The sequence below is a fragment of the Nocardioides sp. GCM10028917 genome (genome assembly GCF_042666175.1).
In the GTDB taxonomy this organism is placed as follows: domain Bacteria; phylum Actinomycetota; class Actinomycetes; order Propionibacteriales; family Nocardioidaceae; genus Nocardioides.
In genome coordinates this window covers 347,015-371,910 of record NZ_JBHTFL010000001.1, presented here as the reverse complement: position 1 = coordinate 371,910, position 24,896 = coordinate 347,015, and the positions used below count along the sequence as shown (strand labels likewise).

At 72.2% G+C, this 24,896-nt stretch carries 26 protein-coding genes; 19 read left to right on the top strand and 7 right to left on the bottom strand.

What is annotated here, in order from left to right; genetic code table 11:
- Positions 1-215: 215 nt before the first annotated feature.
- On the top strand, positions 216-3,449 hold the full coding sequence (ileS, locus tag ACFQW6_RS01780) for an isoleucine--tRNA ligase (protein ID WP_378540520.1): 3,234 nt from the start codon (positions 216-218) through the stop codon (positions 3,447-3,449).
- Here the strand turns inward: ileS and ACFQW6_RS01775 are convergent.
- The gene (locus ACFQW6_RS01775) at positions 3,446-4,234 is read right to left on the bottom strand and encodes an ABC transporter permease (protein ID WP_378540518.1); all 789 of its coding nucleotides are present in this window, start codon (positions 4,232-4,234) and stop codon (positions 3,446-3,448) included. The two genes, ileS and ACFQW6_RS01775, sit on opposite strands and share 4 nt — an antisense overlap.
- The gene (locus tag ACFQW6_RS01770) at positions 4,231-5,202 is read right to left on the bottom strand and encodes an ATP-binding cassette domain-containing protein (protein WP_378540516.1); all 972 of its coding nucleotides are present in this window, start codon (positions 5,200-5,202) and stop codon (positions 4,231-4,233) included. The genes ACFQW6_RS01775 and ACFQW6_RS01770 overlap by 4 nt, the downstream gene beginning before the upstream one ends.
- 89 nt (positions 5,203-5,291) lie before the next feature.
- On the opposite strand from ACFQW6_RS01770, the gene ACFQW6_RS01765 reads away from it, so the two are divergent.
- The 6 genes from ACFQW6_RS01765 to ACFQW6_RS01740 are packed head-to-tail and all read left to right on the top strand — an operon-like array spanning position 5,292 to position 9,435.
- Positions 5,292-6,047: a TetR/AcrR family transcriptional regulator gene (locus ACFQW6_RS01765; RefSeq protein ID WP_378540514.1), complete on the top strand. Its 756-nt coding sequence runs from the start codon at positions 5,292-5,294 to the stop codon at positions 6,045-6,047.
- A gap of 36 nt (positions 6,048-6,083) precedes the next feature.
- On the top strand, positions 6,084-7,142 hold the full coding sequence (gene dapE, locus ACFQW6_RS01760) for a succinyl-diaminopimelate desuccinylase (protein ID WP_378541060.1): 1,059 nt from the start codon (positions 6,084-6,086) through the stop codon (positions 7,140-7,142).
- A complete protein-coding gene (locus ACFQW6_RS01755; RefSeq protein WP_378540512.1) occupies positions 7,139-7,921 on the top strand; it encodes a TIGR00730 family Rossman fold protein in 783 nt (260 codons plus the stop codon). Before dapE ends, ACFQW6_RS01755 begins: the two co-directional genes overlap by 4 nt.
- Positions 7,918-8,217, top strand: a complete 300-nt coding sequence (locus tag ACFQW6_RS01750; protein ID WP_378540510.1) for a DivIVA domain-containing protein — start codon at positions 7,918-7,920, stop codon at positions 8,215-8,217. The genes ACFQW6_RS01755 and ACFQW6_RS01750 overlap by 4 nt, the downstream gene beginning before the upstream one ends.
- A 16-nt stretch (positions 8,218-8,233) precedes the next feature.
- Positions 8,234-8,656 carry a hypothetical protein gene (locus ACFQW6_RS01745; protein ID WP_378540508.1) on the top strand — a complete coding sequence of 141 codons (423 nt, stop codon included), beginning with the start codon at positions 8,234-8,236 and terminating at the stop codon, positions 8,654-8,656.
- On the top strand, positions 8,656-9,435 hold the full coding sequence (locus ACFQW6_RS01740; protein WP_378540506.1) for a M14 family zinc carboxypeptidase: 780 nt from the start codon (positions 8,656-8,658) through the stop codon (positions 9,433-9,435). The genes ACFQW6_RS01745 and ACFQW6_RS01740 overlap by 1 nt, the downstream gene beginning before the upstream one ends.
- Before the next feature lie 17 nt (positions 9,436-9,452).
- Here the strand turns inward: ACFQW6_RS01740 and ACFQW6_RS01735 are convergent, their stop codons facing one another.
- Entirely contained in the window at positions 9,453-10,298 is an 846-nt protein-coding gene (locus ACFQW6_RS01735; RefSeq protein ID WP_378540504.1) for an enoyl-CoA hydratase/isomerase family protein, read from the bottom strand.
- A gap of 176 nt (positions 10,299-10,474) precedes the next feature.
- Between ACFQW6_RS01735 and ACFQW6_RS01730 the strand changes: the two genes are divergently transcribed.
- Genes ACFQW6_RS01730 through ACFQW6_RS01720 form a run of 3 tightly spaced genes read left to right on the top strand, consistent with a single transcriptional unit; the run spans position 10,475 to position 12,527 of the window.
- Positions 10,475-10,642 carry a DUF3117 domain-containing protein gene (locus ACFQW6_RS01730; RefSeq protein ID WP_191196319.1) on the top strand — a complete coding sequence of 56 codons (168 nt, stop codon included), beginning with the start codon at positions 10,475-10,477 and terminating at the stop codon, positions 10,640-10,642.
- A 2-nt stretch (positions 10,643-10,644) separates the two neighbouring features.
- The gene (locus ACFQW6_RS01725) at positions 10,645-12,189 is read left to right on the top strand and encodes a leucyl aminopeptidase family protein (protein WP_378540502.1); all 1,545 of its coding nucleotides are present in this window, start codon (positions 10,645-10,647) and stop codon (positions 12,187-12,189) included.
- Positions 12,189-12,527, top strand: coding sequence for a hypothetical protein (locus ACFQW6_RS01720; RefSeq protein ID WP_378540500.1), 339 nt, complete (start codon positions 12,189-12,191; stop codon positions 12,525-12,527). The genes ACFQW6_RS01725 and ACFQW6_RS01720 overlap by 1 nt, the downstream gene beginning before the upstream one ends.
- A 66-nt stretch (positions 12,528-12,593) precedes the next feature.
- On the opposite strand, the gene ACFQW6_RS01715 is transcribed toward ACFQW6_RS01720, so the two are convergent.
- A complete protein-coding gene (locus tag ACFQW6_RS01715) occupies positions 12,594-13,253 on the bottom strand; it encodes an O-methyltransferase (RefSeq protein WP_378540498.1) in 660 nt (219 codons plus the stop codon).
- A gap of 202 nt (positions 13,254-13,455) precedes the next feature.
- On the opposite strand from ACFQW6_RS01715, the gene sigE reads away from it, so the two are divergent.
- From sigE to ACFQW6_RS01700, 3 genes are read left to right on the top strand one after another with little or no spacing between them, the layout of a single operon-like run.
- Positions 13,456-14,058: an RNA polymerase sigma factor SigE gene (sigE, locus tag ACFQW6_RS01710; protein WP_378540496.1), complete on the top strand. Its 603-nt coding sequence runs from the start codon at positions 13,456-13,458 to the stop codon at positions 14,056-14,058.
- Positions 14,058-14,582 carry an anti-sigma factor family protein gene (locus tag ACFQW6_RS01705; protein WP_378540494.1) on the top strand — a complete coding sequence of 175 codons (525 nt, stop codon included), beginning with the start codon at positions 14,058-14,060 and terminating at the stop codon, positions 14,580-14,582. The genes sigE and ACFQW6_RS01705 overlap by 1 nt, the downstream gene beginning before the upstream one ends.
- Positions 14,579-16,153 (top strand): trypsin-like peptidase domain-containing protein, encoded by a 1,575-nt coding sequence (locus tag ACFQW6_RS01700; protein WP_378540493.1) that lies wholly within the window; start codon positions 14,579-14,581, stop codon positions 16,151-16,153. Before ACFQW6_RS01705 ends, ACFQW6_RS01700 begins: the two co-directional genes overlap by 4 nt.
- Positions 16,154-16,159: 6 nt before the next feature.
- Here ACFQW6_RS01700 and ACFQW6_RS01695 read toward each other — a convergent pair whose 3' ends face one another.
- Positions 16,160-16,399: a helix-turn-helix domain-containing protein gene (locus tag ACFQW6_RS01695; RefSeq protein WP_378540491.1), complete on the bottom strand. Its 240-nt coding sequence runs from the start codon at positions 16,397-16,399 to the stop codon at positions 16,160-16,162.
- Positions 16,400-16,499: 100 nt separating this feature from the next.
- Between ACFQW6_RS01695 and ACFQW6_RS01690 the strand changes: the two genes are divergently transcribed.
- The 3 genes from ACFQW6_RS01690 (at position 16,500) to ACFQW6_RS01680 (ending at position 19,464) form a co-directional block, all read left to right on the top strand.
- Positions 16,500-17,228: a hypothetical protein gene (locus tag ACFQW6_RS01690; protein ID WP_378540489.1), complete on the top strand. Its 729-nt coding sequence runs from the start codon at positions 16,500-16,502 to the stop codon at positions 17,226-17,228.
- A gap of 13 nt (positions 17,229-17,241) precedes the next feature.
- Entirely contained in the window at positions 17,242-18,537 is a 1,296-nt protein-coding gene (locus ACFQW6_RS01685; RefSeq protein WP_378540487.1) for a CpaE family protein, read from the top strand.
- Between the two features lie 75 nt (positions 18,538-18,612).
- Positions 18,613-19,464 (top strand): calcium-binding protein, encoded by an 852-nt coding sequence (locus ACFQW6_RS01680; protein ID WP_378540485.1) that lies wholly within the window; start codon positions 18,613-18,615, stop codon positions 19,462-19,464.
- A 1-nt stretch (position 19,465) separates the two neighbouring features.
- On the opposite strand, the gene ACFQW6_RS01675 is transcribed toward ACFQW6_RS01680, so the two are convergent.
- Positions 19,466-20,803 (bottom strand): hypothetical protein, encoded by a 1,338-nt coding sequence (locus ACFQW6_RS01675; protein ID WP_378540483.1) that lies wholly within the window; start codon positions 20,801-20,803, stop codon positions 19,466-19,468.
- A complete protein-coding gene (locus ACFQW6_RS01670; protein WP_378540481.1) occupies positions 20,800-21,216 on the bottom strand; it encodes a hypothetical protein in 417 nt (138 codons plus the stop codon). Before ACFQW6_RS01670 ends, ACFQW6_RS01675 begins: the two co-directional genes overlap by 4 nt.
- Before the next feature lie 191 nt (positions 21,217-21,407).
- Here ACFQW6_RS01670 and ACFQW6_RS01665 point away from each other — a divergent pair, with 191 nt between their 5' ends.
- Genes ACFQW6_RS01665 through pruA form a run of 3 tightly spaced genes read left to right on the top strand, consistent with a single transcriptional unit; the run spans position 21,408 to position 24,873 of the window.
- The gene (locus ACFQW6_RS01665) at positions 21,408-22,859 is read left to right on the top strand and encodes a wax ester/triacylglycerol synthase family O-acyltransferase (RefSeq protein WP_378540479.1); all 1,452 of its coding nucleotides are present in this window, start codon (positions 21,408-21,410) and stop codon (positions 22,857-22,859) included.
- Complete coding sequence (locus tag ACFQW6_RS01660; protein WP_378540477.1) at positions 22,856-23,200, top strand: DUF6912 family protein; 345 nt, start codon at positions 22,856-22,858, stop codon at positions 23,198-23,200. The genes ACFQW6_RS01665 and ACFQW6_RS01660 overlap by 4 nt, the downstream gene beginning before the upstream one ends.
- Positions 23,201-23,244: 44 nt before the next feature.
- Positions 23,245-24,873, top strand: coding sequence for an L-glutamate gamma-semialdehyde dehydrogenase (gene pruA / locus ACFQW6_RS01655; protein WP_378540475.1), 1,629 nt, complete (start codon positions 23,245-23,247; stop codon positions 24,871-24,873).
- Positions 24,874-24,896 lie beyond the last annotated feature (23 nt).

Sequence of the window (24,896 nt, the reverse complement as noted above, 5' to 3'; positions counted from 1 at the left end):
AGGCGTCTGAGCCGTCATCAGCGGCGAGCCTCGAGAAGAACAGGTGCGGCGAGCCGGCCGTCACCTCACTAGAACTCGACGGGTGCGGCCCGACACAGCCGGAACGAAGCGGTCGTCTCCCCGCCGGGAGCGGCAAGCGAGGTGGTACCGCGGTCGGCAGATCGTCCTCGTGGTGAAGACCCGAGACGTACGACGCACCGCGAGGAGCACCGCAGATGACCTACCCCAAGGTGAGCCACACCGACGCGACCTCGGTCGCCGGCAGCCCCCGCTTCCCGGAGATCGAGGAGGCGGTGCTCGCCTACTGGGAGTCCGACGACACCTTCCGGGCGAGCGTCGAGCAGCGCGACGCCGGTGCCGACGGCGCGAACGAGTTCGTCTTCTACGACGGCCCGCCGTTCGCCAACGGTCTCCCGCACTACGGCCACCTGCTCACCGGCTACGTCAAGGACCTGATCCCTCGCTACCAGACGATGCGCGGCCACAAGGTCGAGCGCCGCTTCGGCTGGGACACCCACGGCCTGCCCGCCGAGCTCGAGGCGATGCGCCTCAACGGCATCAAGACCACCGACGAGATCGTCGAGCTGGGCATCGAGAAGTTCAACGAGGCGTGCCGCCAGTCGGTCCTGAAGTACACCGGCGAGTGGCGCGACTACGTCACCCGCCAGGCGCGCTGGGTCGACTTCGACAACGACTACCGCACGATGAACCCGGAGTTCATGGAGTCGGTCATCTGGGCCTTCAAGCAGCTGCACGAGAAGGGCCTGGTCTACGAGGGCTTCCGCGTGCTGCCCTACTGCTGGCAGGACGAGACGCCGCTGTCCAACCACGAGCTGCGGATGGACGACGACGTCTACCAGATGCGCCAGGACCCGGCCGTCACCGTCGGCTACGACGTCACGACCGACGGCCCGTTCGCAGGCGTGAAGGTGCTCGTCTGGACGACGACCCCGTGGACCCTCCCGTCCAACCTCGCGGTGATGGTCGGCGAGGACATCGACTACGTGGTCGTCGAGTCGGACGGACCGACCGGCAGCGCCGAGCGCTACCTCCTCGCCGAGGCCCGCCTGGCGTCGTACGCCCGCGAGCTGGGGGACGACCCGCAGGTCACCTGGCGCGGCAAGGGCAGCGACCTCGTCGGCCTGGAGTACGCCCCGCCGTTCTCCTACTACGCCGGCCACGAGCGCGCGTTCCGCCTCGTGCCCGCCGAGTTCGTCACGACCACCGACGGCACCGGGCTCGTGCACACCGCCGGCGCCTTCGGTGAGGACGACAAGGTCGTCACCGACCGCGAGGGCATCGAGGCGGTCATGCCGGTCGGCAGGGACGGGCGCTTCACGTTCCCGGTCACCGACTACGAGGGCATGCAGGTCTTCGACGCCAACCTCCAGATCATCGACCACCTCAAGGCGGCGACCCGCGCCCCGTCGGTCGAGGAGGGGGCCCAGCGCCCGTCACGAGACCAGGGCTCGGTCACCCCCGGCACCGTCCTGGTGCGCCGCGAGACGTACGACCACTCCTACCCGCACTGCTGGCGCTGCCGGCAGCCGCTGATCTACAAGGGCGTCTCCTCGTGGTTCGTCGAGGTGACCAAGGTCAAGGAGCGCCTGATGGAGCTCAACCAGGACATCCGCTGGGTGCCCGAGCACATCAAGTTCGGCCAGTTCGGCAAGTGGCTGGAGAACGCCCGCGACTGGTCGATCACCCGCAACCGCTTCTGGGGCAGCCCGGTGCCGGTGTGGAAGTCCGACGACGAGCACCACCCGCGCGTCGACGTCTACGGCTCCTTCGAGGAGATCGAGCGGGACTTCGGCACGCTGCCGCGCGACAAGGACGGCAACCCCGACCTGCACCGCCCGTTCGTCGACGAGCTGACGCGACCCAATCCCGACGACCCGACCGGGAAGTCCACCATGCGCCGCGTCACCGACGTCCTCGACGTGTGGTTCGACTCCGGCTCGATGTCCTTCGCGCAGGTGCACTACCCGTTCGAGAACAAGGACTGGTTCGACAACCACTTCCCCGGGGACTTCATCGTCGAGTACATCGGCCAGACGCGCGGCTGGTTCTACACGATGCACGTCCTGGCGGGCGCGATCTTCGACCGGCCGGCGTTCTCGACGTGCCTGAGCCACGGCATCGTGCTCGGCAACGACGGCCAGAAGATGTCGAAGTCGCTGCGCAACTACCCAGACGTGCGCGAGGTCTTCGACCGCGACGGCGCCGACGCGATGCGCTGGTTCCTCATGTCGAGCCCGATCCTGCGCGGCGGCAACCTCGTCGTCACCGAGCAGGGCATCCGCGACTCGGTGCGGCAGGTGCTGATCCCGCTGTGGAACAGCTGGTCCTTCTTCAGCCTGTACGCCAACGCGGCCAAGGGCGGCGAGGGCTACGACGCCACGTGGCGCACCGACAGCGGCCACCCGATGGACCGCTACATCCTGGCCAAGCTGCGCGACTACGTCGCCGCGATGACCGACCAGCTCGACAACTACGAGGTGGCGGCGGCGTGCGACTCGACGCGCAGCTTCCTCGACGTGCTGACCAACTGGTACATCCGACGCTCGCGCGAGCGCTTCTGGGACGAGGACTCCGACGCGTTCGACACCCTCCACACGGTGCTCGAGGTCGTCTGCCGCGCCACCGCGCCGCTGATGCCGCTGACCACCGAGGAGGTCTGGCGCGGCCTCACCGGCGAGCGCTCGGTCCACCTCGCCGACTGGCCGTCCGCCGACGACCTGCCCGCCGACGAGTCGCTGGTCGCGTCCATGGACACGGTGCGCGACGTCTGCTCGGCTGGCTCGGCGCTGCGCAAGGCCGCCAACCTCCGCAACCGCCTTCCGCTGGCACGCCTGACCGTCGTCACCGACGCCGACCTCGACGGCTTCGAGCAGCTGGTCGCCGACGAGCTGAACCTCAAGGCCGTCCAGGTCCTCGCGGTCGACGCGCCCGAGGCGGCGTCGTACGGCGTCTCGCAGCGGCTCACGGTCAACGCCCGCGCGGCCGGTCCGCGCCTCGGCAAGGACGTCCAGCTGGCGATCAAGGGCTCGAAGTCCGGTGACTGGTCGGTCGCCGACGACGGGACGGTGACCGCCGGCGGGCTCGCGCTCGTCGAGGGGGAGTACGCCCTCGAGACCGTCGCCGGGTCGTCGGACGCAGGCTCCGCGCTCGGCATGCTGCCGCGTGGCGGCTTCGTCGTCCTCGACACCGCCGTCACGCCCGAGCTCGAGGCCGAGGGCGCCGCCCGCGACCTGGTCCGCGCGGTGCAGCAGGCCCGCAAGGACGCCGGCCTGCAGGTCAGCGACCGGATCAGCCTCACGATCACCGGTCCCGAGGCCACCCTGGCCGCGGCCCGGACCCACGAGGCCCTGATCGCGGACGAGACCCTGGCCACCGCGGTGTCCTACGTCGACGCCGCCGAGCTCGCGGTCGAGGTCGTCGGCGCCTAGGCCGACAACCGTCGGAAGGCGCGCGCCGAGAGCGGCACGAACACCGCGGCCAGCACCAGCGGCCACACCAGCGCGACGGCCACGGCGTGGTCGGCGAGGATGCCGTCGGTGATCCCCGAAGGGTTGCCGAACAGCTCGCGGCACGCGGCGGCCGTGGCGGAGACCGGGTTCCACTGCGCGAGCAGGCCCAACCAGTGCGGCATGTCCTGCGGGGAGACGAACACGCTGGACAGGAAGCCGATCGGCCACACCAGGATCTGCACGGCCATCACCCCGCCCTCGCCGCGCAGCACGAGCCCGAGGAAGATCCCCAGCCACAGCACGGCGAAGCGCAGCCACAGCAGCAGGCCGACCGCGAGCAGCGACTCCGACCACGACCCGCCGGCCTGCCACCCGATAAGCAGGCCGCCCGCCATCAGCACCAGCAGCTCGACGGCCGAGTTGGTCAGGTCGGCACCGGCGCGGCCGAGCGGCACCGCGACGCTGCTGATGGGCAGGGAACGGAAGCGGTGCGTGACACCCTTCTTCGAGTCGTTGGCGATCGCGCTCATCGTGGCCTCGACGCCGAACAGCATCGCGAGGGCGAACATCCCGGGCATCAGGTAGTCCAGGTAGTCACCGCCGCCCGGCAGCGCGATCGACCCGCCGAAGAGGTAGCCGAAGACGAGCACGAGCATGATGGTGAAGGCGATGCCGAACAGTGGGGTCCACGGCTCCCGCTGCCAGTGCTTGAGGTCGCGGAGCATGATGATCCAGCTCTGTCGCAAGGTGGTCGTCGCAGTCATCGGTGACCTCCGTCACGGGTGGTGGGCCGGTCCGTGAGGTGCAGGAACACCTCGTCGAGCGTGGGCTCGCGCAGCTGTACGTGGGTGGGGGTGATCGCCGCGGCGTCCAGGGCACGCACGACGGCGAGGAGGGCGGTCGTGCCGCCCGCGGTGCCGGCCTCGACCACGAGCTCGGACCGCTCGTCGTCGAGGTGGACCTCGCTGGCCACCGCCGCCGCGACAGCGGCGCGGGCAGCGGCCGCGTCCGGCCCCGTCGGGAGGCCGACGATCACCCGGTCCCCGCCGAGCGTGGCCTTCAGCTCGGACGGGGTGCCCTCGGCGACGACCCGGCCGGCGTCCATCACCGTGATCCGGTCGGCGAGGCGGTCGGCCTCCTCGAGGTACTGCGTGGTGAGCAGCACCGTGGTGCCCAGCGCGACCACGCGGCGGACGGCCTCCCAGACGTCGGCCCGCCCGCGCGGGTCGAGCCCGGTCGTCGGCTCGTCGAGGAAGAGAACCGCCGGTCGGGTGAGGAGCGCGGCGGCGATGTCGAGGCGACGCCGCATGCCGCCGGAGTAGGTGGACACCTTGCGGTCCGCCGCGTCGGCGACGTCCATCGCCTCGAGCAGCTCGGCGGCGCGGGACTGCGCCGCGGCGGCGTCGAGGCCGTGCAGGCGGGCGAACATCACGAGGTTCTCGCGCCCGTGGAGGATCTCGTCGAGCGCGGCCGACTGCCCGACCAGGCCGATCACAGAGCGCACCTGCGCGTGCTGGGTGCGGACGTCGAACCCGGCGACGCGGGCCTCGCCCTCGTCGATGCGGGTCAGCGTGGCGAGGGTGTGGACGGCCGTGCTCTTGCCCGCGCCGTTCGGCCCGAGGAGCGCGTGCACCGAGCGGGCCGACACGTCGAGGTCGAAGCCGTCGAGGGCGAACGTGTCGCCGTACCTCTTGCGCAGTCCGCGGGCTTCGATGGGTGGTGGAAGTGGCATCAGGCCTCCAGTTCGTACGGTGTACGGAGTTCAACGGCTCCACGGTAGCATTTGTTCCGTACGGCGTACGAAGAAGTTAGGGTGGGCCCGTGCCCGACCCTGATCCCGTGCTCCGGCTGCTGTGGCGGCACAGCCTTCCCAGCCCCGAGGGCGGTGCCGCGCGCCGCGGCCCGAAGCAGAAGGTCACGGTCGACGACGTGGTCGACGCCGCGATCGACCTCGCCGACCGAGACGGCCTGGCCGCGTTGTCCATGCGGGGCCTGGCCCAGCACCTCGGGCTCGGGGCGATGACGCTCTACACCTACGTCGCCACCCGCAACGACCTCCTCGTGCTCATGGTCGACCAGGTGCTCGGCCGCACGGTGCTGCCCGCGCACGCCGTCGACCTGCGCGAGCGGCTCGAGCAGCTGGCCCGCGTGCAGTACGACGACTACCGGGCCCATCCGTGGCTGCTGGAGGTGACGGGCGTACGCGCCTGGCTCGGTCCGCACATGGCCGACCGCTACGAGTGGCAGCTCGAGGCCGTGGAGGGGATCGGTCTCGACGACATCGAGATGGACCAGGCCGTCACCCTCCTGGCGTCCTTCGCCGCCGGGGTCGCCCGCGCCGAGCAGGTCGTCCGCCACGCCGAGCGCGAGTCCGGGATGAGCGACGCCGAGTGGTGGGAGGCCAACCACGAGGCCCTCGGCGAGGTCATGGCGGGACGCGAGTACCCGCTCGCCGGCCGGGTCGGCACCGCCGCGGGGGAGGCCTACCAGGCCGCCAGCGACCAGCGGCGCGAGCTCGACTTCGGACTGGCCCGCATCGTCGACGGGCTGGTCGCCCACCTCCCCGACGGGTCCTGACGCCCGCGGTGGGCCGACGCTGACAAGATGGCCGACATGGCCCACCTCGACCTGTCCGCCGACGTCGTCTCCCTGACCCAGCAGCTCGTCGACATCGAGTCGGTCTCCCACCACGAGCAGGAGATCGCCGACGCCGTCGAGGCTGCCCTGACGTCGCTGCCGCACCTCACCGTGACCCGGCGCGGCCACACGATCGTCGCGCGCACCGAGCTCGGCCTGGGGGAGCGGGTGGTGGTCGCCGGCCACCTCGACACCGTCCCGCTCAACGACAACCTGCCGTCCCGCCTGGAGGACGGCGTCCTGCACGGGCTCGGCAGCTGCGACATGAAGGGCGGCGACGCGGTGATGCTGAAGCTCGCCGCCGACATCACCTCGCCCAACCGTGACCTCACCTTCATCTTCTACGAGGCGGAGGAGGTCGACTCGGTCCACAACGGCCTGCGCAAGCTGACCGAGAGCGACCCCGACCTGCTGCAGGCCGACTTCGCGATCCTGATGGAGCCCAGCAACGCCTCGATCGAGGCGGGCTGCCAGGGCACGATGCGGGTCGACGTACGCACCACGGGCGAGCGGTCGCACAGCGCACGCAGCTGGAAGGGCGTCAACGCCATCCACCTCGCCGGTCCCGTGCTGGGCCGGCTCAACGACTACGTCGCGCGGCAGCCGGAGATCGACGGCCTCGCCTTCCACGAGGGCCTCAACGCGACCGGCATCCGCGGCGGGGTCGCCGGCAACGTGATCCCCGACGAGTGCGTCGTCGAGGTCAACTTCCGCTTCGCCCCCGACCGCAGCGAGGCCGACGCCGAGGCGTTCGTGCGCGACTTCTTCGACGGCTACGACGTCACGGTGACCGACATGGCCGCCGGCGCGATGCCGGGGCTGGACCGACCGGCGGCGAAGGCGTTCGTCGAGGCGGTCGGCGGCGAGGTCGCGCCGAAGTTCGGTTGGACCGACGTCGCACAGTTCACCAGGCTCGGCGTACCTGCGGTGAACTTCGGCCCCGGAGATCCGATGTTCGCCCACAAGCAGGACGAGCACGTCCCCACCGAGCACATCGAGCGGTGTGAGCGGATCCTCAAGGAGTGGCTGGCATGAACCCCCGACGCAACGACCGGCAGGCCGACCGCGTGACGGGTCCCGTCATCGAGCGTCGCGGCCAGGTGCACGAGGGCAGCACCACCGACCAGCGCCTCCTCGACTCCCGCGGCAGGACCGACTGGGTCCACACCGACCCGTGGCGTGTCCTGCGGATCCAGGCGGAGTTCGTCGAGGGCTTCGGCGCGCTCGCCGAGACCGGTCCGGCCATCGCGGTCTTCGGCTCCGCTCGCACACCGGTCGACCACCCCTACTACGCGATCGGCGAGGAGGCCGGCCGCAAGCTCGTCGAGGCCGGCTTCGCGGTGATCACCGGGGGCGGCCCCGGAGCGATGGAGGCGGCCAACAAGGGCGCCTGCGAGGCCGGTGGCGCGAGCATCGGCCTCGGCATCGAGCTGCCCTTCGAGTCCGGCCTCAACCAGTGGGTCGACAAGGGCATCAACTTCCGCTACTTCTTCGCCCGCAAGACGATGTTCGTCAAGTACTCCCAGGGCTTCGTGGTCCTGCCCGGCGGCCTCGGCACCCTCGACGAGCTCTTCGAGGCGCTGACGCTGGTGCAGACGCGCAAGGTCACGTCGTTCCCCATCGTGCTCATCGGCACGGCGTACTGGTCCGGCCTGTTCGACTGGCTCCGGCAGACGGTGCTGGCAGAGGGCAAGATCAACGCCACCGACCTCGACATGATGGTGGTGACCGACGACGTCGACGAGGCGGTGGCGCTGATGGTGGCCGCGCGTGAGGACCGCTGGCCCTCCCCTGAGCCGGAGCGGCCCGAATGATGATGTGGTTCTTCGCCGTCCTCGTCGTCCTCGCCATGGGTGGCGTGGCGATGGTGGCCTCCGGTCGCGGCGGCTCGATGGCGCCGGCGTACGACGACCGCCCTGACCTCGCGCTGCCCGACGACCGACCGATCGCGGCGCAGGACCTGCGCGCGGTGCGGTTCCCGCTCGCGTTCCGCGGCTACCGGATGTCCGACGTCGACGAGCTCCTCGCCCGGCTGGCGTCCGAGCTGGAGGAGCGACACCCCGACGAGCCGTGGCCCGACGCCTCGTCTGGCGAGCCGCCGCGCGACTAGGGCAGACTGCCGCGTCATGTCGTTCCCGATCGTCGTCTGGATCCTCACGGGGCTCGCTGCCGTGGCGATCGTGCTGACGCGGCTCCGCCTGAGCGGCGCCGCAGCGGCGGGTCGCTTCTCGATCAGCCGCCGCGTGCCCCTCACGCACTTCGTGGCCGGCATCGTCGCCCTCGTTCTGTGGCTGGGCGTACTGGTGGCGCCGGAGGACTCCCTGCTCGGCGGGCCGCTCGTCGGCATCCTCGCGATCGCCTGCTGGTGGCTCACCGCCATCTGCGGGCTGCTGATCCTCGCCCGCTGGCTGCCCGCCAAGGGGCGGCACGCCCCCGAGGCCGCCGGCGACTCGTGGAGCGACGGACCGGGGCTGTCCCTTCTGGCACACCTCGGCATGGTGCTCGGCGTCCTGGTCTTCACCTACGCCTACCTCACCGCAGCCGTCTGATGCGCGCGCTGCGCACCCGGTCGGCGTACGCCGCCGTGCTGGCGACCGCGGCCCTGACCGCCGCGGGGCTCACCCAGCCCGCACCGGCCGCGCCCGCCTCCGCAGCCGCGCCCGGCGACCGCCCGGCCGTCGTCGAGGTCCGCACGATCGGCCACTCCGTCAAGGGACGTCCGATCCGCGCGTGGCGGCTCGGGGAGCCGGGCAGGCGACGCATCGTGCTGGTCTCGACGATGCACGGCGACGAGCCGCACACCCGCCGGATCCTGGAGACCCTGCGCGACGGGCGGCCGGTGCGCGGCGTCGACCTCTGGGTCCTCCCGACCTACAACCCCGACGGGCTCGCGCGGGGCACCCGCCGCAACGCCCGCGGCGTCGACCTCAACCGCAACTTCCCGCACCGGTGGAAGGACCTCGAGGGCACCTACGAGTCCGGCCCCCGCCCGGCGAGCGAGCCGGAGACCCGGGCGGTCATGGCCTTCCTCGAGGAGGTCGACCCGCGCCGGGTGATCAGCTTCCACCAGCCGTTGCACGGCGTCGACACCGACACCAAGGACGCCGGCTTCGCGCGGCGCCTGGCGCGTGCGCTGCGGCTGCCCCGCACGTCCCTCGACTGCGGCGGGCTCTGCCACGGCACCATGACGATGTGGTTCAACCACCGCTTCCGCGGGTCGGCGCTCACCGTCGAGTACGGCGGCCGGCCCTCGCGGCACCGGATGGCCGTCCAGGCGCCCCGGCAGCTGCTCGGCGCGATCGGCGCCCACCGCACGCGCCGCGGCTGAGGCTCGGCGGCCGTGGCTCAGCGACCGTGGAAGGCCGGCTTCTCCTTGGCCATGAACGCGTCCACCGCGGCGAGGTGGTCCTCGGTGCCGCCGGTCAGCGCCATCTTGCCGGCCTCGAAGGCCAGTGACTCCTCCAGGGGGTGCGCGGCGGCGTACGCCACTGCCTGGCGGATCGAGCCGAACGCCACCGTCGGGCCCGACGCCAACCGTGCGGCGAGCTCGCCCACGGCCTGCGGGAGCTCCTCGGCGGTGACGACTTTCGTGGCCAGGCCCAGCTCGAGCGCCTCCTGGGCCGAGACGGTGCGCGGGAAGTACAGGAGCTCCATCGCCTTGGCGCGACCCACGAGGCGGGGGAGCGTCCAGCTCGACCCGGTGTCGCAGGAGAGCGCGACGCCGGCGAAGGAGGTGTTGAAGCCGGCCGAGTCGACGACGACCCGGAAGTCGGCGGCGAAGGCCAGGCTCGCCCCGGCGCCGGCCGCGACGCCGTTGACGGCCGCGATCACAGGCTTGGGCATCGTCGCGAGCGCCAGGGCGATCGGGTTGTAGTGCTGCTCGACGGTCTCCGACAGCGGGACGTCCGCCTCGCCCTTCAGCCCGGCGAGGTGATCCTTGAGGTCCTGTCCTACGCAGAAGGCGCGGCCGCTGCCGGTGAGCACGACGCACCGCACCTCCGGGTCCGCGGCGACCCGGTGGACGGTGTCGCGCAGCAGGTCCTTGGTGGCGACGTCGAGGCCGTTCATCGCCTCCGGTCGGTTGAGCGTGATCGTCGCGACGCCGTCCTCCACGTGGAGCAGGACGGGGTCGGCGCCGGTGCTGTCGACCGCGCTGGGTCCGGCGGCACGGTCGGGCTGGGAGGTCGTCATGGCCGCAGTCTGCCTGACCAAGTCGGGGTGTTACTGCCCTGTGGTGCCGATCACGCGGGTCATGGGGGATAATGGCCGTCGTACGACGCCGATCGAGGTGGCCGAACCAGTCAGCCGCCTCGATTCGCATGTGATGAGCCACATCCAGTGATGGCTGAACAGGAAGAGGTGCGCCGATGGCCGCCATGAAGCCCCGCACGGGCGACGGACCGCTCGAGGTCACCAAGGAAGGACGCGGCATCGTCATGCGCGTCCCGCTCGAGGGCGGTGGACGGCTGGTGGTGGAGCTCAACGCCGAGGAGGCCTCGGCTCTCGGTGACGCCCTCAAGGACGTCGTCGGCTGATCGTGCCCAGCACCGCACTGCCGCCCCAGGTCTCGCCGCCCGAGTTCGCCCTGAGCCCCGCGCTGCCGCACCAGATCGGCGGCGCGGAGGTCTGGGCGTTCCCGGTCCTCCCCGACGACGACGGGCCGCTGCTCGGACCGGGTGCCGACGAGGCCGGTGACGCCCTCGGCGTCGACCTCCTCGCGGCGCTCGAGGCATCGCGAGCCACCGGTCGCGCCGGCGAGCTGACCTCGGTACCGGTCGCCGGCCGCGCCGCCGGGGACGCGGCGCCCGACGGGCCCGGCCTCGTGCTGCTCGTCGGTGTCGGCGAGGCGACCCCGACGGACTTCCGTCGTGCCGGTGCTGCGCTCGCCCGCGCCACCAAGGACCGCGGCAACGTCGTGACGTCACTCGCGGCGATCGCGCCCGACGAGGGCCTCGGCGCCTTCGTCGTCGGGGCGATGCTCGGCTCGTTCGCCTTCCACTGGCGCTCCGACGGACCCAAGGAGCGACCGGTCGCCCAGATCGTGCTCGCCGGCGTGGACGGCGACGGCGCCGACGACGAGCTTGCCCGGGCGATCGCGCACGGCGGCGCCGGCTGGCGCTCACGCACCCTCGCCACCGTCCCGGCCAACCTGAAGACTCCCGCCTGGTTGGCCGAGCAGGCCGTGGAGGTCGGCGAGGAGACCGGCCTCGAGGTGCAGGTCTGGGACGACGCGCGGCTCGAGGCCGAGGGCTTCGGCGGCATCCGCGCCGTCGGCGGCGCCTCCGTCAACGAGCCCCGGCTCATCCGCATGGACTACACCCCGCGCGGGGCGACCAAGCGCATGCCCACGGTGGTCCTCGTCGGCAAGGGCATCACCTTCGACACCGGCGGCCTCGACATCAAGCCCAGCGAGAGCATGCTGACGATGAAGCGCGACATGAGCGGCGGCGGCGCCGTCATCGCCACCATGGCTGCGCTCCGCGACGTCGACTGCCCGGTCCGCGTCATCGGCCTGGTGCCGACCGCGGAGAACGCCGTGAGCGGCTCTGCGATGCGCCCCGGCGACGTCATCACCCACTTCGGTGGTCGCACGTCCGAGGTCAACAACACCGACGCCGAGGGCCGCCTCGTGCTGGCCGACGCGATGGCCTACGCCGTCAGCGAGCTCGCGCCCGCCGTCCTCGTCGACATCGCCACCCTCACCGGTGCGATGAAGGTGTCGCTCGGGCAGTGGACCGGCGGCTACTTCGCCAACCACGAGGGCCTGGCCGACCAGGTGCAGGCCGCGTCGGCCGCGTCGGGCGAGACCACCTGGCGGATGCCGCTGGTCGCCGACTACGAGGACAAGGTCGCCTCCGGCATCGCCGACGGCGACAACGCCGCGGGAGGCGCCGGCGCGATCACGGCCGCGCTCTTCCTCCAGCACTTCGCCGGCGACGTGCCGTGGGCCCACATCGACTTCGCCTCCGCCGCGGAGTCACCGACCGACCGCCACGAGTGGACGGCTGGCCCCAGCGGCTGGGGTCCGCGCCTGCTGCTGAGCTGGCTCGGCTCCGACGACCCCTTGGCCGGGATCGTCTGATGCTCGGGCTCACCGTCCGCTGGTCCCTGGCCGAGGCGCCGGAGGGGGTCGAGGAGCAGCTGGCGTCCTACGTCGCCGAGACCTCCCACGCCCGGTTCACCGGGATGGCCGGTCTGCGGTTCAAGACCTGGCGCCAGGTGCCGGGGGAGTGGTTCGAGGGCTGCTACGTCTTCGCCACGAGCGAGGCGCGGGAGGACTTCCAGCGCAGCTTCACCGAAGGTGCCGCCGACGCGCCCGGCAGCCGGATCATCGGGAGCCCGCCGATCCTCGTCGAGGCGTGCGACATCGTCGCGATCGCCGAGGGCTGGGAAGGTTTCGAAGCCTGGGGTAGGGCCTGACAACCCCTGTTGCCCAACCCTGCCCACCCTCCCAAGCCACCGAGCACGCGCGAGCGGAGCGAGCGCCTATGTTTCTGGCGCCCATTCCTTCTTGGCCGCCAACAGGCCGTCGCCGACGGGCAGCAGCACCGGCACGAGTGCCTCGTGCTCGAGGATCGTCCGGCCGAGGTCGCGGATGGTGACGGTCTCCTCGTCGCGCTGGGCCGGGTCGGCGACCCGGTCGTGCCACAGCGCGTTGTCGAACGCCACGACCCCGCCGGGACGCAGCAGTCGCAGCGCCTCCTTGAGGTAGGCGGCGTACTCGCGCTTGTCGCCGTCGCAGAAGACGAGGTCGTAGTGGCCGTCGGTCAGGCGGGGCAGCACGTCGAGCCCGGCTCCCGCGATGGTGCGGGCGCGGTTGCCGGGGATCCCGGCCTCGGTGAACGTCTCCTTGGCGAGGCGCTGGTGCTCGGCCTCGATGTCGACGGTCGTGAGCACGCCGTCGGCGCGCATGCCGCGCAGCAGCCAGAGCCCGGACACGCCGGTGCCGGTGCCGATCTCGACGACCGCGCGCGCGTCGAGCACGGACGCGAGGAAGCGCAGGGCGGCGCCGACGCCGGGCCCGACGGGGGCCACGCCCACCTCCTCGGCGCGGCTGCGGGCGGCGGCCAGGAGCTCGTCCTCGGCCACGAACGTCTCGGCGTAGGTCCAGCTCGCGGGCTTGATCGGCGCGGTGTTGTTCGGCACGCGGCGACTCTATCGCGCAGCAACCGCCGGACGTGGCCGGGAACACACGGACCCCCTCGGTCGTTGGAGGCGGTGACCCGGGGAGAAGTTCTTGGTCGGTCCGCATGCGGTTCACAGGGAACTCTCAGGCGGGATACCTAGCGTCAGGAAGGACATCGAACCGTTGCAGCTGCGGTCGAGGAAGACGAGCCAGGGAGCACCCGTGGGTGATCACGTCGACGCCACAGCCGATGCCGTCGCCGTGCCCACCTGGGACGAGGTCGTGGAGCAGCACTCCGACCGGGTGTTCCGGCTGGCCTACCGCCTGACCGGCAACCGGCCCGACGCCGAGGACCTCACCCAGGAGGTGTTCGTGCGGGTCTTCCGTTCCCTCGACACCTACACGCCGGGCACCTTCGAGGGGTGGCTGCACCGCATCACCACCAACCTCTTCCTCGACGGTGCGCGCCGCAAGCAGCGCATCCGCTTCGACCCGCTGTCCGACGAGCGCGCCGCCCGGCTGACCAGCGCGGCCCCGGCGCCCGAGCTCGCCGTGGCGGACCGGACCTTCGACGACGACATCGAGACGGCACTGGCGACCCTGCCGCCCGACTTCCGCGCCGCGGTCGTGCTGTGCGACGTCGAAGGCCTCAGCTACGAGGAGATCGCCGAGATCATGGATGCCAAGCTCGGCACCGTGCGCTCGCGCATCCACCGCGGGCGCACGATGCTCCGCAAGGCTCTCGCGCACCGCGAGCCGGCCGCGGGGCGCTCGCGCTACTCGGGTCCGGTCGCCGCCCCCCACCCCCGCGGGCCGGTGTCGTGATGAGCCACCTCGGATCACGGGTCAGCGCACTCCTCGACGGTCGTCTCGCGCCGGAGGAGGAGGAGCGCTGCTGGAGCCACGTCCACGAGTGCCACGCCTGCCGTGACCTCGTCGAGCAGGAGGGATGGGTCAAGACCCAGCTGGCCCAGCTGTCCTTCGGTCCGGGCCAGCCCTCCCACGACTTCAAGTCGGAGCTGGTGGGCCGCTGCTCGGCCATGCAGCCCGGCGATGGCCACGGCCTGGCCGCGCCCCAGTTCTCGACGTCCAGCCACCGACCCCGCCGCGGCCTCGTCGCCATCGGCGGCGGCGCAGCGAGCGCCTGCGTCGTGGGCGTGCTCGTCCTCGGCGCGGCCGGCGCCCCGCGCGTCGACCCCCGGCCGCCGGTCACCGACCTGAGCCGGCCGACCGGTCCCGCGAGCCCGGCCGTCACGGGTGACGACCGCGCCTCCCGGGGACCGGTCTCACCCTCCCGGACGCCCCTGGCCGAGCGCCTTGTGGCGATCCGGGAGAAGATTGCTCCGTGAGCGACGAGCACAGGCACGACGAGCAGTCCCCGGACGAGCAGGTCACCGACCAGCCGCTTCCGGGTGCGCACGACGAGGAGCCCACCCAGCCCCTGGCCGGCTGGCGCCCCACCGAGCCCGAGCCCGCTCCCGCCGTGCAGCCGGAGGGCCGCGCCTACGGCGCTCGCGACGACGGTGACCACACGCGCGCCGGTGACGATCCGGGTCCTGACGGTGTCGGTCCGGACGCCGCCGGCCCCGACGACGGCGCTTCGCCCCGGGCCGGGATGCTCGGCGGCCCGCCTCCGCACCGGACGCCGTTCGGCGAGCAGCAGGCCCCGCTCCAGCACCAGCCGGGCGCCGCCCACGAGCCCGCGGCGCCGACCACGCCGTACCCGACCCAGGGTCCCTACCCACAGCAACCGGGCCAGCCGTGGTTCGGCCCGGGTGCCCAACCGCGCCCGATGTACGCCGGTCCGACGACGGTCTCGCGCAAGATCCCGCTGTGGGTGTGGCCGGCCGTCGCCTGCCTCGCCGTGGTCGTCGGCATGCTCGGCGGCCTCGCCGGCGGCGCGATCCAGGACGAGCTCGCCGCCCGCCCGGGCACCAACGACAACGGGATCAACGGTGTGCGGACGCAGACCGCCGCCCCGCTCGAGGCCGACAACGGCTCGGTCGCCGCGGTGGCGCAGGCGCTGCTCCCCAGCACCGTCCAGATCGTGGCCGAGCTCGACGGACGCGAGGGCGGCGCCACCGGCTCTGGCTTCGTGCTCGACCGCGAAGGCCACGTCGTGACCAACGACCACGTGGTCGCCTCCGCGGCCGAGGACGACGGCCCGATCGTCGTCATCGACCACCGGGGCCAGCGGCTCGAGGCGACCGTGGTCGGCCGCAGCTCGGTCTACGACCTCGCCGTGCTGGCCGTCGAGGGTGGCGGCAAGCTCGAGCCCGCGGCGCTGGGGGCCTCGCAGGTCCTGCGCGTCGGTGACCCCGTAATCGCGTTCGGCGCGCCGCTCGGGCTGAGCCAGACCGTGACCTCGGGCATCGTCAGCGCCCTCAACCGGCCGGTGACGACCTCGGGGCAGTCCGAGGACAACTCCTCCTACATCAACGCGGTGCAGACCGACGCCGCGATCAACCCGGGCAACTCCGGTGGGCCGCTGGTCAACCTCGCCGGCGAGGTCGTCGGGGTGAACTCCGCGATCGCCACGAACGGCGGCGCGTCCGGCGAGGCGGGCAACATCGGTGTCGGCTTCGCGATCCCGATCGAGCAGGTGCGCACGACCGTCGACCAGATCCTGCGCACCGGCAAGGCGGAGTACCCCGTCATCGGCGCCCAGGTGCGCACGGGCAACGAGCCCGATGCCGAGGGAGCCACGATCACCGAGGTCATGCCCGACACCCCGGCCGAGCGCGCGGGACTGGAGGAGGACGACGTCATCACGGCGGTCGGGGGCCAGCCGGTCAACGACGGCATCGCGCTGATCGTGGCGATCCGCACCCACCTGCCGGGGGAGACCGTCGAGATGTCGGTGGTCCGCGGCGGCGAGGAACGGGTCGTGCAGGTGGAGCTCGACGGCAAGGTGGGCTGACGTCCGTCAGTCGGTGTCGGGCTCCGCATCCACGAACGGGTGCTCGTCGACGAACGTGCGCGTCTCGGCGTACATCCGCTCGATGAACTCCTCGAGCTGCACCCGCTCGACGCGCCACTGGCCGCGTCCGCCGATCTTGATCGCCGGCAGCTCGCCACGACGGACCAGCGCGTAGACCTGGGCTCCGGAGGTGTTGAGCACCTCCGCGACGTCGGCGAGCGTCAGGAAGCGGGGGTCGTCGGCCATGGGTCCATCGTGCCACCGGGCGTCCCGCTCCCGTCGCCGCCCGGCCGTCCCCTGTGGAGAGACAGGTGTGAAGTCCGGCCGGGGCGGCAATGATGGCGTCGTGCCTCGGACCACCTCTCGGACCTCTTCTCGCGGCTCCTCCCGCCACGCGCCCTCGCCCGACGTCCCGACGACGGCCCGCGCCACCGGCGTGCCGCCCGCGACCCGGGCCACGACGCCCGGGTGGCGCGACCCGCGGCTGTGGATCGGGGTGGCCCTGGTCACGGGGTCGGTGGTGGCGGGCGCGCGCATCCTGTCCGGTGCCGACGACATGACCTCGGTGTGGGCCGCCTCGTCCGACCTGGTGGTGGGCCAGACGCTCACCGCCGACGACCTCCAGGCGACCCGGGTGCAGTTCGACGAGTCCGCCGACCACGACCGCTACCTCGCCGTCGACGAGGAGCTGCCGGCAGCGCTCACCCTCACCCGGCCCCTCTCGGCGGGCGAGCTCGTGCCGGCCGCCGCGCTGGGGGAGCAGACGGCCGACGACACCGTGTCGCTGTCGATCGCGGTCGCGCCCGAGCACGTCCCCACCGACCTGGCCCGCGGGTCGCGGGTCGACGTGTGGGTCGTGGCCGACCGGACCGTCGCGCAGCGCCGCGGCGGCGCGGCCGCCGAGCTCGTCCTCGGCGACGTCGCGGTCCTCGACGCGCCGGTGGTGTCCGACGCCTTCGCGTCGGCGACCAGCCGCCAGCTGGTCCTCGCCGTCCCCGAGGTCGACGAGGAGCAGCTCGGCGAGGTCCTGGCCGCCGTCGGCGACGACCGGGTCCGGGTCGTCGGCAGGGGGTGACGACGTGATCTGCGTGCTGTTGCTCGCGGCGGGCGAGGCGTGGGAGTCGCCGGCCCTCACCGACCTCGAGGCCCACCCGGGGGTGGTCGTCCTCAAGCGCTGCGTCGACGTCGACGACCTGCTCGCGGCCGTCACGAGCGGCCAGGCCGACGTCGCCGTCGTCTCCCTGGACGCCCCGGGCCTCGACCCGACGAGCGTCGCCCACCTGCGCCGCCACGCCGTGCGCCCGGTAGCCGTGACCTCGGCGCTCCCCGAGGACCCCGACGCCCGCGAGCACGCGGGACGACTGGGCATCACCGCGCTGGTCGGCCGGGGTCAGCTGTCGTCGCTGCCGCGGGTGGTCACCACCGTCGAGGACGTTGCTGACACCCGCGTGCGCGAGGAGGTGCCTGCGCACGACGTGGAGGTCGACCACGCGCCGGCGGCCGATCCGGGGCGCCTCGTGGCCGTGTGGGGTCCGGCGGGCGCCCCCGGGCGTACGACGGTCGCGACCAACCTGGCGTGTGAGCTCGCCCGGCGCGACGCGACGGTGGTGCTCGCCGACCTCGACCCCTATGGCGGCGCGGTCGCCCAGCAGCTCGGGATCCTCGACGAGGTGTCCGGCCTGCTGTCCGCCTCGCGCCTCGCGGCGGCCGGCCAGCTCGACGATCGCTTCCCCTCGGTCTGCCGGGGCGTCGGCGACCACCTGGCCGTGGTCACCGGCCTGCCGCGCGCCGACCGGTGGCGGGAGGTGCGGGCGGCACAGGTCGACCAGCTGCTCGAGCGGGCGCGCGCCCACGGGCAGGTGGTGGTCGACACCGGCTTCAGCCTGGAGGACGACACCGGCTCCGACTTCGGCGGCCGTCCCGGGCGCAACGCCCTGACACTCACCGCCCTGGAGCAGGCCGACGAGGTGGTCGTCGTGGGCTCGGCCGACCCCGTGGGACTCACCCGGCTCGCTCGCGGCCTGGTCGACCTGCGCGACCGTGCTCCCGGCACGCCGGTGCGGGTGGCGGTCAACCGGATGCGGCCCTCGATCGGGTGGTCGGAGAGGGAGATCGCCGGCATGGTCGAGGGCTTCAGCCGGGTCGCCGGCCTGCACTTCCTCCCCGACGACCGCGCGGGGCTCGACCAGGCGCTCGTGAGCGGTCGCCCGGTGGCCGACCTGGGCGCCTCACCGCTCGTGCACGCCCTCGCCGCTCTCGCCGACGCCGTGTTCCCGGCCCACGCCCGCGGAGGCGCCGACGGACCGTCCGTCCGTGCCTGCCTGCGTCGGGGCCGCGTCCCGACCGGCCACGGCGGGGGACGACGGTCCGCGCGGTCGAGATGAGGCAAGGCTGTGTCAAAATTCTGAAAAGCGTAAAGATTTGACGTAATTTGGGTCCTGATCCAAGGGAGAACCCATATGTCACGTCATCACCGCATCGTCGCCATCTCCAGCCTCGCCGTCGTCCTGGCTGCTTCGCCCGCATCGGCCAAGCTGCTCCAGGGCACCACCGGCGACGACACCATCAGGGGCAAGAACCGCGCCGACAAGATCATGGCCATCGGCGGCCAGGACGAGGTGACGGCCCGCGGCGGCAACGACAAGGTCTACGCCGGCAACGGGCACGACACGGTCAGCGGCGACGACGGCGACGACTGGATCACCCTCCAGCCCGGCAACGACTGGGGCTCGGGCGGGCTCGGCAACGACTCCGTCGACGGTGGCCAGGGCGACGACCTGATGTACGGCGGCGAGGGCAACGACAAGCTGACCGCCGGCGCCGGCAACGACGTCCTGCACGGCGAGGGCGGCAACGACCTCGTCGGCGGCGGCGAGGGCGACGACCAGCTCTTCGGCGGAGACGGCATCGACAAGCACATCGGCAACGACGGCATCGACTGGATCGACGCGGGCCCCGGGGACGACGGAGCGATCCAGGGCGGTCCCGGCAACGACGTGCTGATCGACGGCGACGGCAACGACGTCAAGATCAAGGGCGACGAGGGCGACGACACCGTCTTCCTGGGGCCCGGTGCCGACAAGGTCTTCACCGAGCAGGGCAACGACACGATCTACGTGCTCCCGGACGGCCAGCAGGACAAGATCCACTGCGACGACCCGACCCAGAACGACAGCGGCAACGATGACCGGGTGGTCTTCATCGGCTGGCGCGACGCCGCCGACGTGATCGACTACCGCGGCTCGTGCGAGGTCGTCGAGGTCACCGACGCGCTGCCGGCGGGCTGGCCCTACGGCCCGGTCCAGCGCTGAGTCAGGCCGCGAACAGCAGGTACAACCCGCCGACGGTGAAGGCGACCATCGCCACCAGCAGCGGCAGCTGACCGGTGAGCTGGTGCCGTCGTGGCAGCAGCCTGATCGCACGGTCGTGGGCGGCCACCACGCCCACGACGTGGCCCAGCGTGACCGCAGCGACCTTGCTCACCGCGAGGAACGTCGGGTGCGTGGAGAGCCAGTAGTTGACCTGCAGGTCGGCCGTGCCGAGGTAGTCGTCGCCCCGGCTGAACGGGTCGCTGAGCTGGATGAGCGTCTGCTGGCCGTACTCCACGAAGTAGGTCAGGTAGTGGGCCACGATGTAGCCCACGATGATCGGGATCACCGAGTGGGCGAACAGGTTGGGCAGCGTCCGGCGCGGGATGTCGCTCCTGACGCCCGTCGCCATGGTGGCGACGGTCAGCACCAGAGTGACGCCGGCCGAGAAGGCGATGAGCGCGAGGGTGTCGGGCCACACCCGGGACGTCGACATCGACTGCACGAGCTGGAGCCAGGGCGTCGACTCCCGGAAGGAGTCGAACGCGGTGCTGCCGAACAGGACGCCGACCACCATCACCAGCCCGGGCCGCGGGACCACGGTGTCGAGGTTGGCGAGCGGGCTGCGCAGCACCAGCACGCCGTCGCGACGCCCCCAGATCGAGAGCTTGGCGACCAGCGAGGAGTAGACCTCGAACGGGTCGGCGCGGGCCAGGAACGTCGTACCCCACAGGGCCGAGCCGATGAACATGATGCCGAGGTAGGCCGCGAACCAGAGCCGGACGGGCCCGACGTCGGTGGAGTAGGGGTAGACCAGCTCGAGCCAGACGAAGGCGAACAGGCCGGCTGCGGCAGGCCAGTAGCCGAGGCGGGCGGGGTAGGCGTACAGGCCCTCGCCCTCGGGGACGCCGGAGATCTTCGCGAACAGCATGCTGATCGTGCGTGCCGGGCTGATCGCGCGGAACACCGGCCCGAGCAGCAGCGACGCCGGCACCAGGCCGACCCACAGGATCACGTAGACGGTGCCGAGGAACGGGTTGATCAGGGTGTCCTCGCCGAACACCGCGGCCGCGGCGACGTAGAGGAAGAACGCCATCCCCAGCACGCGGGCGGCGATCGCCAGCGCGCGCGACGACACGATGCGGTCCAGCCACTCCGGAGCCGGACGACCGCTGGTCGCCGGGTCGTAGCGCGGCTCGCGCCACGCCACCGCAAGCACGGTGAAGGAGACGACGAGCGCGGCGACGGCACCGGCGATCGCCAGCTCCGACGGGATCGGCAGGTCCTTGGCACCGCCGAGGCCGTGCGCCGAGATCGAGCCGCCGACGGCGAGGGGGGTCACCGGACTTCGAGCTGGAGCAGGATCACGTCGGGCTCGTGGCTCTCCACCTCGACGACGCCCGGACGGTCGATGACGATCTCGTGCTCCGAGGTCCCCGCGTCGTAGGCGATCTCCTGCTCGGGCGTGCTGTGCACGTGGAGCTCACCGGCCTCGTCGGCCTCGATCGTCAGGACCAGAGCCTGGTCGATCCCGAGCTCGACGCGCTCCCCGTTGGGGGTGAAGGAGTCACCCTCGCGCGTCACGGTCACGGCGACGCCCTCGTCCGTGCTGCTGGACGGGGAGCCGGAGGGGGAGGAGCTGGCGCTCTGGTCGGTGGCCGGCGCGTCGGTGTCCCCGTCTCCTCCGCAGGCGCTGAGCGAGGCGGCCAGGACGAGGACGAGGGGGACGAGGCGCGTGACGACGCGACCGGACACGAGTGATCTCCTTCTGCAGCTGCACGGGAAGGCAGCGGCCACGGCACCCGCCTGGTCACTGCCTCTGCCAGAATCCCATGAGGGACAACATCGTCGACGAGAGGGCACCAGATGAGCGAGCGGAGCGAGCGAATAGTTCAGCGCCGCGCGATTCGTGCCTCATGCGCGCACGGAGCGAAGCGAGTACGTGCATGAGTGTTCGGCTCCGGCCGCGGGACCTGGCCATCCTGGCCGCAGAGTCCCCCACGACGCCCATGCACAACGCGACGGTGGAGATCTTCGACCCGGGGGATTCCGGCTTCGACCACGACCGGCTCGTGCAGCTGATCGCGGACCGGATCGCCTTCGTCCCGCGCTACCGGCAGCGCCTGCAGCTGGTGCCGGGGCGGCTGGCCAACCCGGCCTGGGTGGACGACGACGGCTTCGACCTCGGCTACCACGTACGACGCTCCGCGCTGCCGCGCCCGGGATCGATGGACCAGCTCCGCGAGCTCGTCGCGCGCATCGCGTCGCGGCCGCTCGACCGGAGCCGTCCGCTGTGGGAGTGCTACTTCGTCGAGGGCCTCGAGCACGGCCGCGTCGCGCTGCTGACCAAGAGCCACCAGATCCTGGTCGACGGCCGCGAGACCGTCGACATCGGCCAGGTGCTGCTCGACACGTCCCCCGACCGGTCGACCCTCGGGCACGACGACGACTGGCGCCCGGGACGGCCGGCCGGACCTGTGGGCGCTGCCGTCGCCGCGGTGACGGACAGCCTCGAGAGCCCCCGCACCCTCTGGATGACCACTCGCGCCAACGCCGAGTCCATCGGCCGCGCGGCCTCGGCCTCGGGCGCCCGGGTCGCCGAGGTCGCCAACGCCCTCGCCGGACGCGGCCCGGTGCACTCCACGCCGGTGCACCGTCGGCTCTCGCAGCAGCGCCGGTTCGTCACGGTGCACACCGAGCTCTCCGACTACCGCGCGATCCGCGAGGTGCACGGCGGCACGGTCAACGACGTCATCCTGGCCACCATCGCCGGCGGCCTCCGCGGCTGGCTGATGGCGCGCGCCGAGTCGCTGGGCGGGCTGCGGACCATCAAGGCGATCGTGCCGATGTCGGTCATCGACGACGAGCTCGAGCCGACATCGCTCGGCAGCCAGATCACCGGGCACCTCGTGCACCTGCCGATCGGCGAGCCCAGCCCGGTCGTGCGGCTGCACCAGGTCAGCTACGACCTGCGGGCACACCGCGACAACGGCCGCAACGTCTCGGCCCGTCGGCTCTCCGGCATCGCCGGCTTCGCGCCGACGACGTTCCACGCCCTCGGGGCGCGGCTGGCCACGGCCGAGCTGCGACGCGGCTTCCACGTGTCCGTCACCAACGTCCCGGGGCCGCAGTTCCCCCTCTACGCCGACGGCGCCCGGATGCTCGAGTCCTACCCCGTCCATCCGCTGCTGCCCGACCACCCGCTCGCCATCGGCGTGACGTCGTACGACGGCGGCGTGTTCTACGGCATCACGACCGACCGCGACGCCGTGCCCGACGCCGACGTCCTGCGCCAGTGCGTGCTCGAGGCGCTGGACGAGCTGAAGGACTCGGCCTCCGACACCAGGCCGCGCGCCCCACGCGGGCGCAGGAACGCAGCCGCGAAGGAGAAGACGTGACCCGCCGCTACCTCCCGTCGTCCCTGCCGCGGCTGGCCGAGGACTGGGCGGCCGACGGCCCTCGCGTCGTCGACGCGGTGCTTGCCCCGGACGACGGCGAGGAGAGCGAGTACGGCGCCCTGATGACCGCCGCGGACGCGTCCGCCGAGCTGGTGGCCGGCCTGCCCGACGGCAAGCGCCGTCGGGTCGTGGTGGTCGCCGAGACGTCCGCGGCCGACGGCGCGGTCCGCTGGCGCGACGTGGTCGCGGTGCACGTCGACACCGAGGACGACGCGGACGCCGACGACGACCTGGCGTGGTGGGCCACCCAGGAGATCGGCGACCTCGTCGCCTCGCAGTAGTCGGCACTTTGGGGCGTGCAGACGGGTCTGACACCATCAGCCGCATGGACGCGATCACCTTTCCTCCGGCTCCCACCAACGAGCCGAACCTGACCTATGCGCCGGGCGCCCCGGAGCGCGAGGCGCTGGTCACCGAGCTCGCCCGGCTCGAGGGCGAGCAGCACACCTTCCACGCCGTCATCGGCGGTGAGCACCGCGAGGGTGGCGGTGCGGAGACCGCCGTCGTCCAGCCCCACGACCACCAGCACGTGCTGGGCACGCTGCGGGGTGCGACGACCAAGGACACCGAGGACGCGATCGCGGCCGCGGCCGCGGCGGCGCCTGGATGGCAGGCGATGCCGTTCGACGAGCGGTGCGCGATCATCCTCAAGGCCGCCGACCTGCTGGCGGGTCCGTGGCGCCAGCGGCTGAACGCCGCGACGATGCTGGGCCAGTCGAAGACGGCGTTCCAGGCCGAGATCGACGCGGCGTGCGAGCTCATCGACTTCTGGCGCTTCAACGTCCACTACGCCAAGCAGATCCTCACCGACCAGCCGATCGCCAACAGCCCCGGCATCTGGAACCGCACGGACCACCGCCCGCTCGAGGGCTTCGTCTACGCGATCACGCCCTTCAACTTCACCGCGATCGCGGGCAACCTGCCCACCGCGCCGGCGCTGATGGGCAACACGGTGCTGTGGAAGCCGTCCCCGACCCAGCAGCTGGCCGCCTCGCTGACCATGGAGCTGCTGGAGGAGGCCGGCATGCCGCCGGGCGTCATCAACATGCTCCCCGGCGACGGCCTCGACGTCTCGAAGGTCGCCCTGGCCCACCGCGACCTGGCGGGCATCCACTTCACCGGCTCGACCCCGACATTCCAGCACCTGTGGCGCACCGTCGGCGAGAACATCACCGGCTACCGCGCCTACCCGCGCATCGTCGGTGAGACCGGTGGCAAGGACTTCATCGTGGCCCACCCGTCGGCCGACCCCGACGTGCTGCGCGTCGCAATGATCCGTGGCTCCTTCGAGTTCCAGGGCCAGAAGTGCTCGGCCGCCTCGCGCGCCTACGTGCCACGGTCGGTCTGGGTCAAGATCAAGGACCAGCTCATCGCCGACACCGAGGCGCTGGCGATGGGTGACGTCACCGACCTGTCGAACTTCATGGGCGCAGTCATCGACGACCGGGCGTTCGCCAAGCACAAGACCGCCATCGAGCGGGCCAGGGCCACCGACGGGCTCGACGTCCTGGCCGGCGGCCAGGTCGACGACTCGGTCGGCTACTTCGTGCGGCCCACGATCGTCGAGGGCGGCGACCCCACGGACGAGATGTTCAGCACCGAGTACTTCGGCCCGATCCTCACCGTCCACGTCTACGACGACGCCGACTTCGAGAAGGTCGTGGCGCAGATGGAGTCGTTCGCCCCGTACGCCCTCACCGGCGCGATCATCGCGCAGGACCGCTCCGCCATCGCGTGGGCGCGCAAGACGCTGCGCTTCGCCGCGGGCAACTTCTACATCAACGACAAGCCCACCGGCGCGGTCGTCGGGCAGCAGCCCTTCGGCGGCGGTCGCGCGTCCGGCACCAACGACAAGGCCGGCGCGCCGGTCAACCTCCTGCGCTGGACCTCGCCGCGGTCGATCAAGGAGACCTTCGTCCCGCCGACCGACCACCGCTACCCGCACCAGGGCTGACGTCCCGACGCCCGAGCGGATGG